This window comes from Alteromonas sp. ABH4_456 (genome assembly GCF_056160645.1).
Window position 1 is genome coordinate 141,228 of sequence record NZ_JBSWXO010000012.1, and the last position, 16,799, is coordinate 158,026.

The following is a 16,799-nucleotide window of genomic DNA, read 5'->3' on the forward strand; positions in this document are numbered from 1 at the left end:
AATCTGGTCGATGAGAGGTGCTGTAAGGCGCCTCTCATTCTGCTGCATGCCTGATAATCCCCCCTCTTAATCCGGTTCGCAATTGCGACAATCACGACATTCCTGACGATTGAGAATTTTTTTTCTACATTCCTTTCATTACTGAAATTCTTGTCTATAACTTAAATTAACGTGCGCCTGATAACGCATCAGGCAAATCCTTTTGGTCAGTAAATTTCTAAAATTTCACACAGTCTGGACCCAAAGAGACAGAAAAAGCCGACAACGTGCAGGCAGTAACAATCCCGGAATGTATTATGATGAGTGACAATCAAATTATGGTCGGAATAAAAAATACACCACCAATTGCAATGATTGGTGCAGGCGTGAGCCTTGTTGTGGGCTTTGGTTTAGTGTCAATGGGTCTTGCTTATCCGGCAATAGTCGTTTCTTCCATCGGCGTTTTTCTGGCAGCAAAAATGCAATCAGGAGATACAGAACCACAGGCCGAAACTCAGGCTGTACACGCAGAACCTGTATTTGAACAACAGGAAGTCACCGGCGATATGATGTCGGTAACTCAGGATATGGCTAAAATTATCAGTGACTGTGAGAAAAACCTGTCTGACATTTTCAATACACAAACCGATGCGGTAACCACTCTAAGTGAAGCTTTCCTCAATTTGCAACGCCTTGTAGGCGAGCAAAACACCTGTATTACCCGACTGATTCAGGCAGATTCTGACAGCGGCGAAATGTACTCAAACCGCATGCGTACCTTTGCTGATGAAACAGAGAAGTCACTGGATAAATTCCTTGAGTCTACCGAACAGATTTCAGAAGGCACCACCACCATTCTGGAAAAAGTAAACCGTATCTACGACACCATGCCTACAGTGCTTAAAGCCCTTGGCGATATTGATGATATTTCTGCCCAGACTAACCTGCTGGCACTGAATGCTGCAATTGAAGCGGCACGTGCCGGTGAAGCAGGCCGCGGCTTTGCTGTTGTTGCAGACGAAGTTCGTGCTCTGTCGAACCGCTCCACTCAGTTCAGCGGCGTTATCAAGAAACAGATGGAAAACATCGGCGTGCAAATTGATGAACTCACGCAGGATGTCCGCACACTCGCCGCCCAGGATACCAGCTATATCATTACAGCAAAGCGGGACATTCAGGGAGAGCTGGACGCGATTATCGTAAAAGCTGAGAGCGACGCGAACACAACGAATGAACTTGAAGGGATCTCCGGTCAGCTGGACAGTGCTATCGGCTCTGCTATCCGCGGCATGCAGTTTGGCGACATTAACGGTCAGAACCTCACCTATACCCAGGAAATGCTCACCATCGTTAATGAGCAACTGCCTCTGCTGGGAACCAATGATATTGCCACGGTTAAAAAGAACCTGGAAGAGCTGCAGAGCAGCATGAAAAACCGGGCTAACCTCGATCATAATCCGGTATCTGCCAGCAGCATCGATGCCGGAGAAATTGAATTATTTTAGCAACCACCAGCGCGGCTCGCTTGTTAGCCGGGATGACATGGAATCGCCGGATTCGGCGCAACACGTGAAAAAATTGTCGGGAGTATTATGAGTAAGAATATCCTCATTGTTGATGACTCACCATCAATCCGCCAGATGGTAGAAGTGACCTTAAAGTCAGCCAGTTACCCTGTAACTACCGCCGTAGACGGACAGGATGCGTTAGATCAATGCAAAGTGAAACGCTTCGACTTCGTTTTAACTGACCAGAATATGCCAAGAATGGACGGTTTGACGCTGATCAAAAACCTTCGCGGTATGTCAGCCTATGCCCGTACGCCCATTATCGTGCTCACCACGGAAGCGGGTGACGACATGAAGGCAAAAGGGAAAGCTGCCGGTGCCACAGGCTGGATGGTTAAGCCTTTCGACCCTGCCAAATTACTTGCGGTTGTAGGTAAGGTTCTCGGTTAGTTGTAACAGGAAGCGTCACTATGTCTATCGATATCGAACAATTCCACGCGGTCTTCTTCGACGAAAGTCAGGAACACCTGGATGACATGGAACAGCTCCTCATGGAACTGGATGTCGAAGATCCCGATCTTGAGCAACTCAACAGTATTTTCAGGGCCGCCCACTCAATCAAAGGCGGTAGTGGAATCTTCGGTTTTGATGCGCTTACCGGGCTCACCCATGTCATGGAGAATTTGCTCGACAAAGCCCGCAAACAAACCATTTCGCTGGACGTGCCTACCGTTGATTTGTTTCTTGAAACGGTAGACTTACTCAAGGTCATTCTGGATGCATATCGAACCAGTAGTGAGCTTCCTCAATCTGACATAGACTCCGGTGTAGCAGCCCTCGAAAAAGCGCTGGCTGCAGCCGACGGACAGGCAGCAGATGCTCCGCAACCCGCTGCAGAAAGCGCTGCGGCAGATGACGATGATATCGATGGTTTCGGCTTTTTCGATGATGATGATGACGAGCCCGCAGCAGAAACAGCGGAAGTCGCAGAAAACACAGAAAATGAAGCGGCAAAAGCAGAAACAAAAGATGACGATATAGACGGGTTTGGCTTCTTTGATGATGAGCCTCAACCTGCTGCATCACCGGAAGAAAAGCAAGGTTACGGTTTCTTCAAACCGGTTGAAGCCGTTGCAGAAGACGCCAGAGCCGCATCGGCAGAGGCGGCGAAAGCAGCCGCTAAACCTGCGGCAAAGAAAGCTGCAGCGAAATCTGCGGCTAACAAAGAAGCGTCTTCTATTCGTGTTGACACCCTTAAAATTGATCAGATGGTAAACCTGGTGGGTGAACTGGTTATTACCCAGTCCATGCTGTCGATGATTGGTGATGAAGTCACCGGAGCCATAGGTCAGAAGCTGCAAACGGCCATTGCAGAACTGCAGCGCAACACCCGCGAGATCCAGGAATCGGCAATGTCTATGCGTATGCTGCCGGTAAATATGACATTTAACCGCTTCCCCCGTGTTGTTCGGGATCTGTCTTCTAAACTCGGTAAAAAAGTTGACCTCGTTATTGAAGGCGGCGCAACTGAAATCGATAAAAGCATGATTGAAAAGCTGGTCGACCCTCTGACTCACCTGGTTCGAAACAGTATCGATCATGGTGTAGAGAAGCCGGCAGACCGGGTCGCATCAGGCAAAACTGAAAATGGTACCGTGATTTTACGGGCTGCACAGCGTGGCAGTTCGATTGTCATCAGCATTATTGATGACGGGGCAGGACTCAGTCGTGAACGCATTCTGTCCAAAGCAACAGAAAATGGCCTGCCGGTGACACCGGACATGCCTGACAGCGAGGTCTGGTTACTGATCTTCCAGCCCGGATTTTCCACGGCAGCGGAAGTGACCGACGTTTCGGGTCGTGGTGTTGGTATGGACGTTGTCCGCCGGAATATTGAAGCGATTGGCGGCCGCATAGAAATCGATTCACATAAAGGTCTCGGGTCAGCCTTTCATATCCACCTGCCCCTGACGCTGGCTATTGTAGACGGTATTTGTGCTGCCGTGGGCGACCAGATTTTTGTCATCCCGCTGGTCAATATCATCGAATCGCTGCAACCGGTAAAAGAACAGCTCAAACTGATTAAGAACGAACATCTGCTGTGGATAAGAGAGCAGTACTGGCCTCTGGTACCGATTCACCAGATGATGCATGTGGACCATGCTGTTACGAACCCCACGAAAGGGATTGTTGTACTGCTGGAAAGCAGCAAACGTCGCTTTGCTATTCAGGTCGATTCTCTGCTCGGCCAGCAACAGGTGGTGATCAAGAGTCTCGAACAGCACTACCGTAAAGTGCCCGGCATATCCGGTGCCACCATCATGGGAGATGGCCGTGTTGCCATGATCCTGGATGCAGATGCCATCGCAGACTTGTGCAAACCTGTTCATGAAGAGGAAAAAGTATTATGAGTGCCCATGCCAGAGACCATCTCGCATCTAAAGATGTTCAGGAATACTTAAGTTTCATTTTAAGCTCTGAGCAATATGCCCTCGATATTACCTCAGTAAAAGAAATTCGCGGCTACGAGAAAGTCACCCCCATCGCCAATGCGCCCAAATTTATCAAAGGCGTGCTGAATCTTCGCGGTGACATCGTCCCCATCGTCGACTTGCGGATTAAATTCAATATTCCGGATCCGACCTACAATGAATTCACCATCGTCATCATGTTGCATGTTCATAACCGTGTTGTGGGCATAGTCGTTGATGGCGTCTCGGATGTTGTACGCCTTACGGAAGATGAAGTCAGGCCACCACCTGATTTCGGGGTGATTTTCGACAGCCGGTTCCTGAAAGGGCTGGCAACTGTGGATGACCATATGGTCATTCTGGTTAACATTGAACAACTAATTTCCAGCGAAGAAATCGGTCTTGTTGCAGAGCAACTGACCGGTGAGGGAGAGTAATTATGGGTATGTTTGACTGGATCAACAGCGAAGCTTCGCGTGATCAGAAAATTCAGATGCTGCGTAAATCGCAGGCTGTCGATGCTTCTACCTGCTGCATCATGATGGCTGACGCAGACAGAAATATTGTCTACGCCAACAAAGCCGTCGTTAAGTTATTAAAGGATAACGAAGCAGAATTACAGAAAGTATTGCCGCATTTTTCAGCAGACAATCTGATTGGCGAGAACATCGATCAGTTCCATAAGAATCCCGCTCATCAAAAAGGCATGCTGGCAGAGCTCAAGCGTCCGATGTCGTCAAACATCGTTGTGGGCAAAGTTAATTTTAAACTCACCCTCACCCCGCTGAAGGACGAAGAAGGCCACTCAGTGGGCACCATGGTGGAATGGGTGGATCAAACAGAACTTCTGCTGAAAAGCGGCATGCTGGAGGCCCTTCACCGGGTTCAGGCTCTGGCCGAATACACAGCAGAGGGTGAACTCATCGACGTGAATGAGAATTTTCTGAAGCTCACCGGCTATAGCCGGGCGGAAGCACTGGGAAAACATCAAAGCGCTTTCGTGAAACAGGAGCTGGTTCACAATCAGGTATATAAAGACTTCTGGGATAAATTACGGCGCGGCGAAATTGACTCCGGGGAATATCAACGCTTTGGCAAAGATGACAAAGAGTTCTGGGTGCAGGCTTCGTATAACCCGATTTTCGACACTGCCGGCAAGGTCACCAAAGTGGTTGAGTTTGCTATCGATATAACCAGAGAAAAACTGAAAAATGCCGATTATTCAGGCCAGATTGAAGCAATTGGTAAAGCTCAGGCCGTTATTGAATTTGATACTTCCGGCAACATTCAGTGGGCCAATGACAATTTCTTAAGTGCCACCGGCTACAACCTGGATGAAATAAAGGGCCAGCACCACAGCATGTTTGTTGAGCCGTCTGAAAAAATCAGTGCTGCTTACAGCAATTTCTGGAATGAATTACGGGGCGGCAACTTTAAGTCAGGGGAATATAAACGGGTTGCCAAAGGCGGCAACGAGATCTGGATTCAAGCATCCTACAACCCGATTATCGATATGAACGGCAAGGTTTTCAAAGTCGTTAAATACGCCACGTTGATCACTGAACAAAAACTGAAAAATGCCTATTTTGAAGGACAAATTAACGCCATCGGGAAATCTCAGGCGGTCATTGAGTTCAATGTGGACGGTATTATCCAGTGGGCTAATGATAACTTCCTGAACACAGTGGGTTACACCCTTGATGAAATAAAAGACAAGCATCACAGAATGTTTGTAGATAAAGAAACCCGGGGTTCAGAGGAATATTCTCAATTCTGGGCTGACCTGAAGAAGGGTAAGTTCTTCTCCGGTGAGTTTAAGCGAATTAATAAAGCCGGTGAAGAAATCTGGATTCAGGCCTCCTACAACCCTATTCTGGATATGGACGGCAATGTTTTCAAAGTAGTGAAATACGCGACCAACATTACCGAAGAAAAGTTACGTACCGCTTATTTCGAAGGCCAGATTTCGGCTATTGGTAAATCTCAGGCTGTGATTGAGTTTGATGTGGATGGCATGATCCTGAATGCCAACGATAACTTCCTGAACACAGTGGGCTATACCCTTGATGAAATTAAAGGTAAACATCACAGCATGTTTGTGGACCAGGAAACCCGCAACAGCAATGATTACCGTTCGTTCTGGGATCAATTGAATCACGGTGTCTACCAGTCTGGCGAGTACAAACGTTTTGGCAAGGGTAACAAAGAAATCTGGATTCAGGCTTCTTATAACCCCATTCTGAACCAGAATGGCAAACCTTTCCGCGTGGTGAAATACGCAACCGATGTCACCGCCCGTACCACTGCAGTTTACGATATTAAACAAGTTATGACCCAACTGGCGAAGGGCGATCTGACTTGCGAGATTGAACACGAGTTTGAAGGCGAGTTCAAAGTGCTGGGCGAGTCTATCAACCAGTTTATCCGTGATATGCGGGTCACCATTTCACGCATCAACCACGCTGTTGAAACCATCAGCAGTGCGTCCAGTGAGATCGCCAGCGGAAATGCAGACTTATCCAGCCGGACAGAGCAGCAGGCGTCCAGTCTGGAAGAAACGGCGTCCTCAATGGAAGAACTGACCGGTACTGTGCGTCTGAATGCAGAGAATGCCGAGCAGGCCAACAGCCTTGCATCACAGGCTTCATCTATCGCCGTAAACGGCGGCAATATGATTCAGCGCGTGGTTGAAACCATGGGCAGCATCAACGAGTCAGCCCAGAAAATTTCAGACATTATCGGCGTAATAGACGGCATCGCCTTCCAGACCAATATTCTGGCACTGAATGCCGCCGTAGAAGCCGCCCGTGCCGGTGAACAGGGACGCGGATTTGCGGTAGTCGCCTCAGAAGTAAGAACGCTGGCACAGCGCTCTGCAGAAGCTGCAAAAGACATCAAAGAGCTGATTTCAGACTCGGTAGATAAGATTGGCAGCGGCAACACGCTGGTGAAACAGAGCGGCGACACCATGGGCGAAGTGGTTACCTCGATTAAGCGGGTTAACGACATTATGTCAGAAATTGCTGCGGCGTCTTCTGAACAGTCCAACGGCATAAACGAAATCAGTAAAGCCGTTACGCAAATGGATGAAATGACGCAGCAGAACGCGGCGCTGGTCGAAGAAGCCGCAGCAGCAGCGGAAAGTATGCGTCAGCAGGCAGCACAACTGTCAGAGCGTGTGGCCACATTTAAATTAAGTGATAAAGACCGCTCAGCAGACCCGATGGAAGACTTACCTGCCATTAGTGCAAGACCGAAATCTCAGTCCCGCAAGCCGGCAGCAGCAATCGGATCAAACGGGAAAAGCAGCAAACCTGCAGTAAAGGCAGCGGCCCCTGAAGATACGGAAGAATGGGAAAGTTTTTAAAGGAGATGGGCCGGTATGAGCCAGAGCGCCCGGCAAGAATTTGCGTTTAATAAAGAGGATTTTGAGAGAGTCAGACGAACCTTATATCAAAAGGCAGGGATCAATCTTACAGATACAAAAGATTCACTGGTGTACAGCAGACTCGCCCGCAGACTGCGGGCGTTGTCGCTGAACAGCTTCGATGACTACCTCACATACCTGAAACGTACGCCTGAAGAAGACGAGAACTTCATCAATGCCCTGACGACAAACCTGACTTCATTCTTCCGTGAGGCCCACCACTTTGATGCGCTGGCAAATTACCTGCGGACGCATCCTGGCCAGCGGACAATCTGGTGTTCAGCCAGCAGTACCGGCGAAGAGCCCTACTCCATTGCAATGACAGTGGCAGAGGTGTTCGACAGTTTTGATAATCCGGTTTCGATTATTGCATCAGACATTGACAGCCAGGTACTGGCGAAAGCCAGCGCAGGCATATACAACAGCGAGGCAACAACCAAACTGACACCGCACCAGTGCAAGAAGTTTTTGCACAAAGGTAAAGGCAGCCAGAAAGGTAAAGTGCGGGTAGTACCGGAACTGCGAAAAAATGTCAGTTTCAGACGCATCAATCTGATGGATGTGACCTGGCCAATACGGGGACCCATTGATGTCATATTCTGCCGTAACGTGATGATTTATTTTGATAAGCCCACCCAGTTGAATATTTTGAAACGCATGGTGGCACTGTTACCGGATGACGGTTTATACATCGCCGGACATTCAGAGAACTTCAATAAGGATTCACAGATCGTTACGCCAGTGGGGAAAACCATTTACAAACCAGCCCGTGAAGGCAGACGCTATGGCTGAAACCTTCATGGACGGCGTGGGGCACGAAGCCAACACATATTACGATCCCCGCTTTGTCCGGCAGGCTGTAAAAATTCTGCCGGGTGAGTATTTTTCTACCGGCAATGACACATTGATGGTCACGGTTCTCGGCTCCTGTGTGTCTGCTTGTCTGATGGATTTGCACAACGGCGTATGCGGCATGAATCACTTTTTGCTGCCCTCAGACAGAGGCTCTGAAGGGGAATTTTGTGAAGCCTCCAGATATGGCATGTATGCCATGGAGTTGTTGATTAATCAGATGATGAATTTAGGTGCCGATAAGCGGCACCTGCAAGCCAAAGTATTTGGCGGCGGAAATGTGGTTGCGGGTATATCCGTCACCAATGTCGGCCAGATGAACTCTGAGTTTGTAACTGCTTACTTACGAAGAGAGCATATTCCAATCGTTGCCAGCGATTTACTGGAAGACTACGCCCGCAAAATATATTTCTTCCCTGACTCAGGACAGGTACTCGTGAAGCGGATACGGAAATTCAATAATTCAACGATCATGGACCGGGAAAGTGCTTACCGCATTAAGTTGAAAAAAGAGCCTGAACAGAGTGAATTTGAACAGTTTGATTAGGTGAGCCATGACGATAAAAGTACTTGTTGTAGACGACTCCGCGTTAATCAGAAATCTGCTTGGCGAAATCGTAAAAAGCGAAAGCGATATGCAGCTGGTTGGTGCCGCACCCGATGCCTATGTCGCCAAAAAGATGGTGCAGGAGCACAATCCGGACGTCATCACTCTGGATATTGAAATGCCCAAGGTCGACGGCCTGCGTTTCCTCGATGTACTGATGAAAGCACGTCCCACACCGGTGGTAATGATATCCACCCTCACGGAAGCAGGCGCTGATGCCACCATCCGTTCACTGGAGCTTGGCGCTGTTGATTTTATTCCCAAACCCAAACTGGGAGTTGTGCAGGGAATAGAAGAATACCGCGAATTGATTTTATCAAAGATACGTATGGCAGCCCGCTCACGGGTGCGTCAGCAAAAGCCGGCCACAGTTAAAGCAACGACAGCCCTCACCTATTCAAGTACTGAGAAAATCATCGCCATCGGCGCTTCTACCGGCGGCACGGAAGCGATAAAAACCATAGTCAGTGCGTTACCGGCCAATGCACCGGCGACGGTTATCACCCAGCATATGCCACCGGGTTACACCAGCACCTTTGCAAAACGGCTGGATGCCTGCAGCCAGTTAAAAATTGTGGAAGCCCGTGGTGATGAGCGTTTACTTCCCGGCCACGGCTATCTGGCTCCGGGCGACAAACATATGGAGATCGTCCGCAGTGGAGCCGATTACCGGATCAGGTTAAATGACGGGCCCCGTGTCAGTGGCCACAAACCCTCGGTGGATATGATGTTTACCTCGCTGGTTGAATCTGCCGGCAGTAACGTGGTGGCCAGTTTGCTGACAGGTATGGGTAAAGACGGCGCAGACGGGTTGCTGGCGCTGAAAGAGAAAGGTGCATTCACCATTTGTCAGAATGAAGATACCTGTGTGGTATATGGTATGCCTAAAGTTGCCGTCTCGCTGGGGGCGGCAGAAAAGATATTGCCACTTGAGAATATCGCTCAGGCAATGGTTTCTCAACTGGAGAAAATGAAAGCAGGCAGCCGTTTGTAACGTTCTTAAGTATGACGGCTTATATCAGATTATGGCGTTGCATCCGGTAGCTCAGGTGAGAAGTTAGCTACACTGGATTCGGGAAGGTTTTAGTGACATTTGTGCAGAAAATTCCACCTAAAGAATAACACGCAAATGTCACAAAAGACCTATACTCAAAATGACGTGATATTAGCAAATAGTCGAAATTGAAAGATTTTTTTTCAGGTGGACTTGCAGGAATGAAAATATCGCAAATACTCATGATAGGTTCGAAATTGTCTGGAGGTAAGAATGACAGTTCCGCTACTTGTGGCCGATGACTCGCGTCTGTCACGAAGAAGTGTACTAAAAGCGCTTCCGCCTGAAATCGAGTTTACTGTCACAGAAGCTGCGAATGGCAGGGAAGCAATAGATCTGCTCGAAAAGAACGGGTTCAGATTACTATTACTCGACCTGACTATGCCCGAGGTGGACGGTGTTGGTGTGCTTGAATACCTCGCGGACAAAGAAGAAAGACCGGATGTGATTGTGATCAGTGCTGACTTCCAGCCTGAAAAGCAACGCATTGTTATGGATCTGGGGGCGCACAAATTCATCAGAAAGCCTCTGGATAAAGAAGAATTAGCCATGACATTGTTTGAGCTGGGGTATCTATGAGCAGTGTTATTTCCCTCACAGAAGATCAACGTGACGCCCTTCAGGAGCTAATGAATATCTCTATGGGGCAAGCTGCTAATTCGCTGGCGCACCTGATAGAAACCAAAATAGGTATTTCCATACCTAAAATATCAGCCGTTACGCCAGCTGAATTATTTACACTTATTAATCGCAGTGAAAATGCGTTTTATACCAGACAATCTTTCCTTGGAGATATTCAGGGTGAAGTGATGGCGGTAGTATCAGAGCAGGGTTTAACCGAAGTGGCCAGCCTGCTCGAATACGAGGCACCGCTCAGCCAGAGTGATATTGAAGAAACCATACTGGAGCTTTCAAATATTCTGGCCGGCGCTTGTCTGGCCGGTTTATCGAACCAGCTTGAACTGGCAACCAACCTGAATATGCCGACGCTGTTTTCTCCGAATAAGGCATCATTCACCGAACTTAACTGGCAGCATAGCCTGGTAATGGAAGTGCAGTTCGATATTGAGCTCTCTTCATTTTCCATGCGGGTAGTCTTTTGTCTCGACCGTGCGTCACTGGTACGGCTAACCGAAACTATTGATGAATTGCTGGGTTAATGTTCGAGCAACTTTTTGGCAAATTACCGGTTGGGATCTGCATTGTAAATGAAGATTACCAGGTCATTTTCCTCAACGACTTTTTTATCGACCGCATGGAAACCGGACTCCGTGCTGACTACATGGAAAAGCCGGTAGCAGAGCTCTTTCCTGAACAGGAAAAGTTTCTGCGCCGCAGAATCAAATCTGTCTTCGTTCTTCAACATCCCAGTTTCAGCTACTGGGAACAACGCCCGCATATTTTTCCGTTTAAAAGCAGCCGCCCCATTACCGGTGAAGAGACACAGATGTACCAGAATATGGAAATCGTGCCTTTATCTTCTCCGGAGCATGGCAAGCTGGCGTGTATTTTCCTTCAGGATGTTACCGCCCAGGCAAGTTACTTCATTGCCCAACAGGAATTATCCAAAGCACTGAAACGTGAGCATGAAGAACAACTTAAACTCATCAAGAAACTCGACTCAGCGCAAAGCCAGCTTATCCAGGCAGAAAAAATGGCTTCTACCGGACAACTGGCCGCCGGCATTGCCCACGAAATCAATAATCCCATCGGCTTTGTCTCAGCCAATCTGGACACTTTAAAGCAATACGGCGAACACCTGATAACCTTGTGCGACACGCTGGCAGACAATATTGAAAATACCGATGAAAAAACACGCACGCTGATCACGGGCCTTCTGGAAGAGCATCATTACGACTTATTAAAAGACGATATGACTCCGCTGATTGATGAGTCCAGAGACGGCCTTATCCGTGTGCGGGATATTGTCGAGAATCTCAAGCGGTTTGCGCTGGAAGATTCAGCCGGTTGGCAACTGATGGATCTGGATGAAGCGGTAAAGCAGATGGCTGAACTGGTATCAGTCCAATACAAAAAGCCCACGTTTAAAGTCACCTGTGAACCCGCCGCCCTGAAAATCTATTGTGAGCCGGGCAGCCTTAAACAGGCTTTGATGAATATGGTGATCAATGCGGCCCAGTCAATCAATCATAAAGGGTTTGTAAAAGTAGATGTGCATGGTGATGGCACGACGGTCCGCATCAAGATCATCGACAGTGGCGAAGGCATTGAAGAAAAACACGTTAAGAAGATATTTGACCCGTTCTTCACAACCAAACCGGAAGGCCTGGGTCAGGGGCTAGGTTTATCAGTGGCCTATACAGCCATAGAACAACATGAAGGCAAAATTTCAGTCAGTAGTAAGGTGGGTAAAGGTACCGTATTTGAAGTCACTTTACCGGTACTGACCCCGGACGACGAGGCACATTAATATTCCCGGGCTGAACTGTTGCAGGTTATGTTTGGCCTCCCGCCCGCATCAGGCTATGATACACCGTCTTTTTCTTATGCTGACAGGAACAGTGATGTATCCGGCTTACCGGTTTAAAAGATACCTGGCAGGCCTGCTTGCTTTCAGTATTCTCAGTTTCAACGTATTCGCGGACTTGTGGACAGGTGATGCCGCCGTGCATCTTGCTGGCGTAAGAAACTCACCGCAGGACGTACTCGATGCTTTACCGGCTAACAATGATGAACTGTCATCAGAACAGCGAGCCCTGCACTTTTACCTCATCAGCCGTGCAAATGGCGCGCTTGCTTTGCATGAAAAAGCGCAAGAAGCCGCTTTAGCAGGTCTGGCACTGGCTCCACCTCCCCCTTTACATGACTATCTGACGCTGGCGCTGGCAGAAGCCAGAGACGGACTGGGTCTTGCTCAATCCATGATCTCTGCTGCTGCGGAATCGCTGGCCCGCGCCATAGAAGGGGATGACGAAGCCCTGTTGTTCTATGCAATCAGCGTAAACGGCTATATCAATGTGACTTTGAACCAGTACAGCGAAGCCCTTGCGTTATTCCAGGAAGGCTACCGCCGTCTTGAATCTCCGGGTGCTTTTTTCAGCCGGGCTGATTTTGCCAGCATGATTGCCCTTGTATACGAATACCAGCAGGAACCTGAAATGGCTTTGCGTTTCTACCGCGAAGCTGAAACCTGGTACCGGCAAAATAATGTGCGCCTTGAACTGGCGAATACCCTGTTTGGTTTAGGCAAGGCCACTATCCAAACCGGCGATGGTGATGAAGGCATGACCCTGCTTCTTGAGTCTGCAGATATTGCCCTTAACATCCGCGATTTACAGGGTGCTGCATTCAGTTATGAAGCTATTGCATCTGAGCTGATTGACCGGGGGATGACCGCCGATGCATCGCCGTTTTTAGATGATGCCCTCAGTCTGTTTATGCAGGCTGGCAATCCGTTTATGCAAATTAAAGTCTTAATTGAAAAGGCACAAATTGCCGTTGATCAGGGTCAGCCGGAAGAGGCTTTACGCAGACTGGCCAGAGCTGAGGAAATGGCCACGGGTGAATCCTTTTTGTCACAACGAATTGCCATTGCAGATACAAAAGCCCGCGCTTTTGCCGCCAAGGGTGAGCACCAGTCTGCCTATCTGGTATTACTGCAAAACAGGCAGAACCGCGCTTTGTTACAGAAAGAAATTAACACCAGGCGAATTCTGGAATTACAGACCCGTTTCGATGTGGAAAAACAGCGGGCGCAAAATGCCCTGCTGGAAGAGCAAAATTTACGTCAGCAAAACCAGTTAAAGAATGAACAGCGCCTTCAGCGCTACACAATTGCACTTATCGGATTGCTTATTGTGGTATGTGGCCTGCTGAGCTGGCTGTATTTTAATGGGAAACGTCATCAGAAACGCCTTGAACAACTGGCAAACTATGACGGCCTGACTGGTTTAATGACACGCCGGAAAACCATGGAAGATGCTGAGTTACAGTATCAGATGGCCCAAAGACACAAAACGCCTTTGACAGCAGCGGTTATTGACCTCGATCATTTTAAACAAATTAACGACAAGTACGGCCATCAAACCGGGGATGATGTGCTCAGGGCCTTTGGCAGAAAGGCGCAAAAGCATTTCAGGAAAACGGATATTCTGGGCCGTATTGGTGGAGAGGAATTTCTTTTCCTGTTTCCCCATACCGGGACGGACGACGCGCTGGACATGCTTGAGCGTTTTGCCGGCAGCGTCCGGAAAATTCCTGATGAACTGAAAATCAAAACGATGCAGGTCACGTTATCCGTCGGCCTTGTCGATGCCACTTCGTTTTCCAATATGACCAGAGTAGTTGCTGTCGCAGACGAAGCGTTGTACGAGGCAAAGGAAACTGGCAGAGATAAAATAGTGACCGGTCAGCCCTCTGCTACGGACGGACAATCTCAATAGTGACAGGCAAAGGCTTCATTTTATCCCGCCGGACCATTCGCAGGGATAGCCGCGAATGCGTTGAATTGTGGATTTCCACTGAGAATGGTCCGGTACGGCTTATCTCTGAGCCACAAACCAGCGTTTGCTTCATCAGAACATCTCATCTGGAACAGGCTCAAAATCTGATCCGCGCGAAAGGCCTGGAGATCACCCCGGAAGCGGTCAATTTCAAAACCCTGGAACAGGAAGAAGTCATACTACTGCGGTGTGCTGACGACTTCACAAGGCACAAATTACGTCGCGGGATGCAGACCGCCGGATTGCCGCTGTACGAGGGAGATATTAAGTCTGAAGACCGTTTTCTGATGGAGCGTTTTGCTTACGGAGCTGTGAGTTATTTCGGGACGCAGGTTAATAATGAGGTTGTGAACGCCAAAGTGAAAGGGGCACAGTTTCGTCCGCAACTGACCAGTGTTTCTGTTGATATTGAGTGTGATGAAAAGGAAAACCTGTATTCCATCGCCGTTGCTTCTGAGACCATGAACCGTGTATGGCTGAATACAGCAGGAACCACGCCGGTCACTGACGAATTTGCAACCTTTGATGTCATTAATATGCCCGGTGAAAAAGAAGTCCTTACCGCTTTCTGCAAGGCTGTCGCAAAGCTGGATCCTGATGTCATACTGGGCTGGAACATCAAACAGTTTGACCTCGCAGTGCTTAACAGAATGGCACGGCGACAAGGCATTCCGCTGACATTGGGCCGCCAGGGAGAAACCCTTACCGTACGGGAGTGGGAAGACGGCTCACAGGTGATAGCAGAGATTCCCGGCCGCTGTATCATTGATGGCATTGATGCGCTGAAAACCATGACCTGGCAGTTCGAAAGCTTCGCACTGGACTTTGTTGCAAATGCCTTGCTGAATAAAAGAAAGCTGATTACCGGCGGGGATAAACTTGAAGAAATTAAAACCTTATACCGCGAGAATCCTTCTCAGCTACTCGCATACAATCATCAGGATTGTGTTCTGGTAAACGACATCGCGGAACATACACGTTTCATTGATTTTCTCATATTACGCAGCACCCTTACCGGACTGGATATGACCCGGCCCGGCGGCTCAGTTGCAGCGTTTATAAACGTATATCTGCCTAAGCTGCACAGACAGGGATATATATGTGGAATACGCCCGGAGAATGGCGGTCTTGCGAGCCCGGGGGGCTACGTGATGACGTCCAGACCCGGGTTGTATAACAATGTACTGGTGCTGGATTTTAAGAGCCTGTATCCCTCTATCATAAGAACTTTTCTTATTGACCCCCTTGGTCTGGCTGAAGGGTTACTGCACCCTGAAAACGCCATAGAAGGTTACAGAGGAGCCATGTTCTCCCGCACGGAGCATTATCTGCCCGATATCATTGCAGGACTTTGGCAACAACGTGATGAAGCTAAACAGCAGCAGGATGCGCCGCGCTCTCAGGCGATAAAAATTTTGATGAATTCATTTTACGGTGTGCTCGGTAGTGGCGGTTGCCCTTTCTACGATCCCCGTCTTGCCAGCTCGATCACTATGCGGGGACACGACATCATGCAAACCACTGCCGGCTGGATACAAGAAGCCGGCTACGAAGTGATTTACGGCGATACGGACTCTACATTTGTATTCACAGGTGATGACTGCACACCCCGGCAAGCTGAATTAATTGGTACGCAGTTACAGGACATGATCAACCGCCGCTGGCGTGAGACGTTAAAACAGGATTTTGATTTACACTGTCATCTTGAAATTGAATTTGAAACCCACTTCCGCCGCTTTTTTATGCCCACAATCCGTGGTTCAGAAGAAGGTAGCAAGAAGCGTTATGCCGGCGTGGTGGTAAAAGAGGGTAAGGAACAACTGATTTTCAAAGGGCTGGAAAATGTCAGATCAGACTGGACTGCGCTGGCACGTCAATTTCAGGAAAAGCTTTACGCCCTTGTCTTCGCAGAACAGTCTCCTATGGATTACATCAGAACATTACTCAGTGATATCCGCGCCGGTAAACTGGATGACTTTCTGGTGTACGCAAGGCGCCTCAGAAAGCCTCTGAATGCTTATACACGCACGCAACCGCCTCATGTTAAAGCTGCACGTCAGGCTGATGAGATGAATCTGGCAACAGGCAAACCTCTGCAATACCAGCACAAAACTACAGTGCGTTATGTTGTCACTATAGCAGGACCGCAGGCTGTCGGGTATGTCACTCAACCACCTGACTATGAACACTATATTGAAAAACAAATCAGACCCATTGCTGAAAGCATCCTGCCGGCAACAGGGATCAACTATGATGATATAGACAACCAGCAACTGGGTTTATTTTAACCCGTTAGCCGCCCCTTCCGGTAATTCAACGCAGAGCCATTTCACTGGCACACTTTATCCGATATAACGTTTACATCCCTTGCAGGACGGCCTTCAGGCGCTGACAGGGAGCTTCGACTTAGTCACCGGATAGGAGGAACAGTGTTTAAC

General features: G+C 48.6%; 13 protein-coding genes. All 13 read left to right on the top strand.

Annotated elements, in window-relative coordinates; translation table 11 throughout:
- The first annotated feature begins 296 nt into the window (after positions 1 to 296).
- The 13 genes from ACXAG2_RS17225 to ACXAG2_RS17285 all read left to right on the top strand — a co-directional run bounded on the left by ACXAG2_RS17225 (position 297) and on the right by ACXAG2_RS17285 (position 16,649).
- On the top strand, positions 297 to 1,484 hold the full coding sequence (locus ACXAG2_RS17225; protein WP_474847384.1) for a methyl-accepting chemotaxis protein: 1,188 nt from the start codon (positions 297 to 299) through the stop codon (positions 1,482 to 1,484).
- Between the two features lie 87 nt (positions 1,485 to 1,571).
- On the top strand, positions 1,572 to 1,937 hold the full coding sequence (locus tag ACXAG2_RS17230) for a response regulator (RefSeq protein ID WP_119502485.1): 366 nt from the start codon (positions 1,572 to 1,574) through the stop codon (positions 1,935 to 1,937).
- A gap of 20 nt (positions 1,938 to 1,957) precedes the next feature.
- The gene (locus tag ACXAG2_RS17235) at positions 1,958 to 3,898 is read left to right on the top strand and encodes a chemotaxis protein CheA (protein ID WP_474869012.1); all 1,941 of its coding nucleotides are present in this window, start codon (positions 1,958 to 1,960) and stop codon (positions 3,896 to 3,898) included.
- Positions 3,895 to 4,395: a chemotaxis protein CheW gene (locus ACXAG2_RS17240; protein ID WP_119502487.1), complete on the top strand. Its 501-nt coding sequence runs from the start codon at positions 3,895 to 3,897 to the stop codon at positions 4,393 to 4,395. Before ACXAG2_RS17235 ends, ACXAG2_RS17240 begins: the two co-directional genes overlap by 4 nt.
- A 2-nt stretch (positions 4,396 to 4,397) precedes the next feature.
- Positions 4,398 to 7,325: a methyl-accepting chemotaxis protein gene (locus tag ACXAG2_RS17245; RefSeq protein ID WP_474869014.1), complete on the top strand. Its 2,928-nt coding sequence runs from the start codon at positions 4,398 to 4,400 to the stop codon at positions 7,323 to 7,325.
- 15 nt (positions 7,326 to 7,340) lie between these two features.
- Positions 7,341 to 8,177: a CheR family methyltransferase gene (locus ACXAG2_RS17250; protein ID WP_474869016.1), complete on the top strand. Its 837-nt coding sequence runs from the start codon at positions 7,341 to 7,343 to the stop codon at positions 8,175 to 8,177.
- Positions 8,170 to 8,784 carry a chemoreceptor glutamine deamidase CheD gene (gene cheD / locus ACXAG2_RS17255; protein ID WP_474869018.1) on the top strand — a complete coding sequence of 205 codons (615 nt, stop codon included), beginning with the start codon at positions 8,170 to 8,172 and terminating at the stop codon, positions 8,782 to 8,784. Before ACXAG2_RS17250 ends, cheD begins: the two co-directional genes overlap by 8 nt.
- A 7-nt stretch (positions 8,785 to 8,791) precedes the next feature.
- Positions 8,792 to 9,838 carry a protein-glutamate methylesterase/protein-glutamine glutaminase gene (locus tag ACXAG2_RS17260; RefSeq protein WP_474869021.1) on the top strand — a complete coding sequence of 349 codons (1,047 nt, stop codon included), beginning with the start codon at positions 8,792 to 8,794 and terminating at the stop codon, positions 9,836 to 9,838.
- A 273-nt stretch (positions 9,839 to 10,111) separates the two neighbouring features.
- Positions 10,112 to 10,477 carry a response regulator gene (locus ACXAG2_RS17265; protein ID WP_119502492.1) on the top strand — a complete coding sequence of 122 codons (366 nt, stop codon included), beginning with the start codon at positions 10,112 to 10,114 and terminating at the stop codon, positions 10,475 to 10,477.
- On the top strand, positions 10,474 to 11,058 hold the full coding sequence (locus ACXAG2_RS17270; RefSeq protein WP_119502493.1) for a chemotaxis protein CheC: 585 nt from the start codon (positions 10,474 to 10,476) through the stop codon (positions 11,056 to 11,058). Before ACXAG2_RS17265 ends, ACXAG2_RS17270 begins: the two co-directional genes overlap by 4 nt.
- A complete protein-coding gene (locus ACXAG2_RS17275) occupies positions 11,058 to 12,329 on the top strand; it encodes a sensor histidine kinase (RefSeq protein WP_474869023.1) in 1,272 nt (423 codons plus the stop codon). Before ACXAG2_RS17270 ends, ACXAG2_RS17275 begins: the two co-directional genes overlap by 1 nt.
- Before the next feature lie 55 nt (positions 12,330 to 12,384).
- On the top strand, positions 12,385 to 14,301 hold the full coding sequence (locus ACXAG2_RS17280; RefSeq protein ID WP_474869026.1) for a tetratricopeptide repeat-containing diguanylate cyclase: 1,917 nt from the start codon (positions 12,385 to 12,387) through the stop codon (positions 14,299 to 14,301).
- Positions 14,301 to 16,649: a DNA polymerase II gene (locus ACXAG2_RS17285; RefSeq protein ID WP_474869028.1), complete on the top strand. Its 2,349-nt coding sequence runs from the start codon at positions 14,301 to 14,303 to the stop codon at positions 16,647 to 16,649. Before ACXAG2_RS17280 ends, ACXAG2_RS17285 begins: the two co-directional genes overlap by 1 nt.
- The last annotated feature ends 150 nt before the right edge of the window (positions 16,650 to 16,799 follow it).

What these genes read in the sequence shown, in the direction of transcription:
- ACXAG2_RS17225 (WP_474847384.1), top strand. Translation starts at nt 297, where the DNA reads ATGATGAGTGACAATCAAATTATGGTCGGAATAAAAAATACACCACCA.
- ACXAG2_RS17230 (WP_119502485.1), top strand. Translation starts at nt 1,572, where the DNA reads ATGAGTAAGAATATCCTCATTGTTGATGACTCACCATCAATCCGCCAG.
- ACXAG2_RS17235 (WP_474869012.1), top strand. Translation starts at nt 1,958, where the DNA reads ATGTCTATCGATATCGAACAATTCCACGCGGTCTTCTTCGACGAAAGT.
- ACXAG2_RS17240 (WP_119502487.1), top strand. Translation starts at nt 3,895, where the DNA reads ATGAGTGCCCATGCCAGAGACCATCTCGCATCTAAAGATGTTCAGGAA.
- ACXAG2_RS17245 (WP_474869014.1), top strand. Translation starts at nt 4,398, where the DNA reads ATGGGTATGTTTGACTGGATCAACAGCGAAGCTTCGCGTGATCAGAAA.
- ACXAG2_RS17250 (WP_474869016.1), top strand. Translation starts at nt 7,341, where the DNA reads ATGAGCCAGAGCGCCCGGCAAGAATTTGCGTTTAATAAAGAGGATTTT.
- cheD (WP_474869018.1), top strand. Translation starts at nt 8,170, where the DNA reads ATGGCTGAAACCTTCATGGACGGCGTGGGGCACGAAGCCAACACATAT.
- ACXAG2_RS17260 (WP_474869021.1), top strand. Translation starts at nt 8,792, where the DNA reads ATGACGATAAAAGTACTTGTTGTAGACGACTCCGCGTTAATCAGAAAT.
- ACXAG2_RS17265 (WP_119502492.1), top strand. Translation starts at nt 10,112, where the DNA reads ATGACAGTTCCGCTACTTGTGGCCGATGACTCGCGTCTGTCACGAAGA.
- ACXAG2_RS17270 (WP_119502493.1), top strand. Translation starts at nt 10,474, where the DNA reads ATGAGCAGTGTTATTTCCCTCACAGAAGATCAACGTGACGCCCTTCAG.
- ACXAG2_RS17275 (WP_474869023.1), top strand. Translation starts at nt 11,058, where the DNA reads ATGTTCGAGCAACTTTTTGGCAAATTACCGGTTGGGATCTGCATTGTA.
- ACXAG2_RS17280 (WP_474869026.1), top strand. Translation starts at nt 12,385, where the DNA reads ATGATACACCGTCTTTTTCTTATGCTGACAGGAACAGTGATGTATCCG.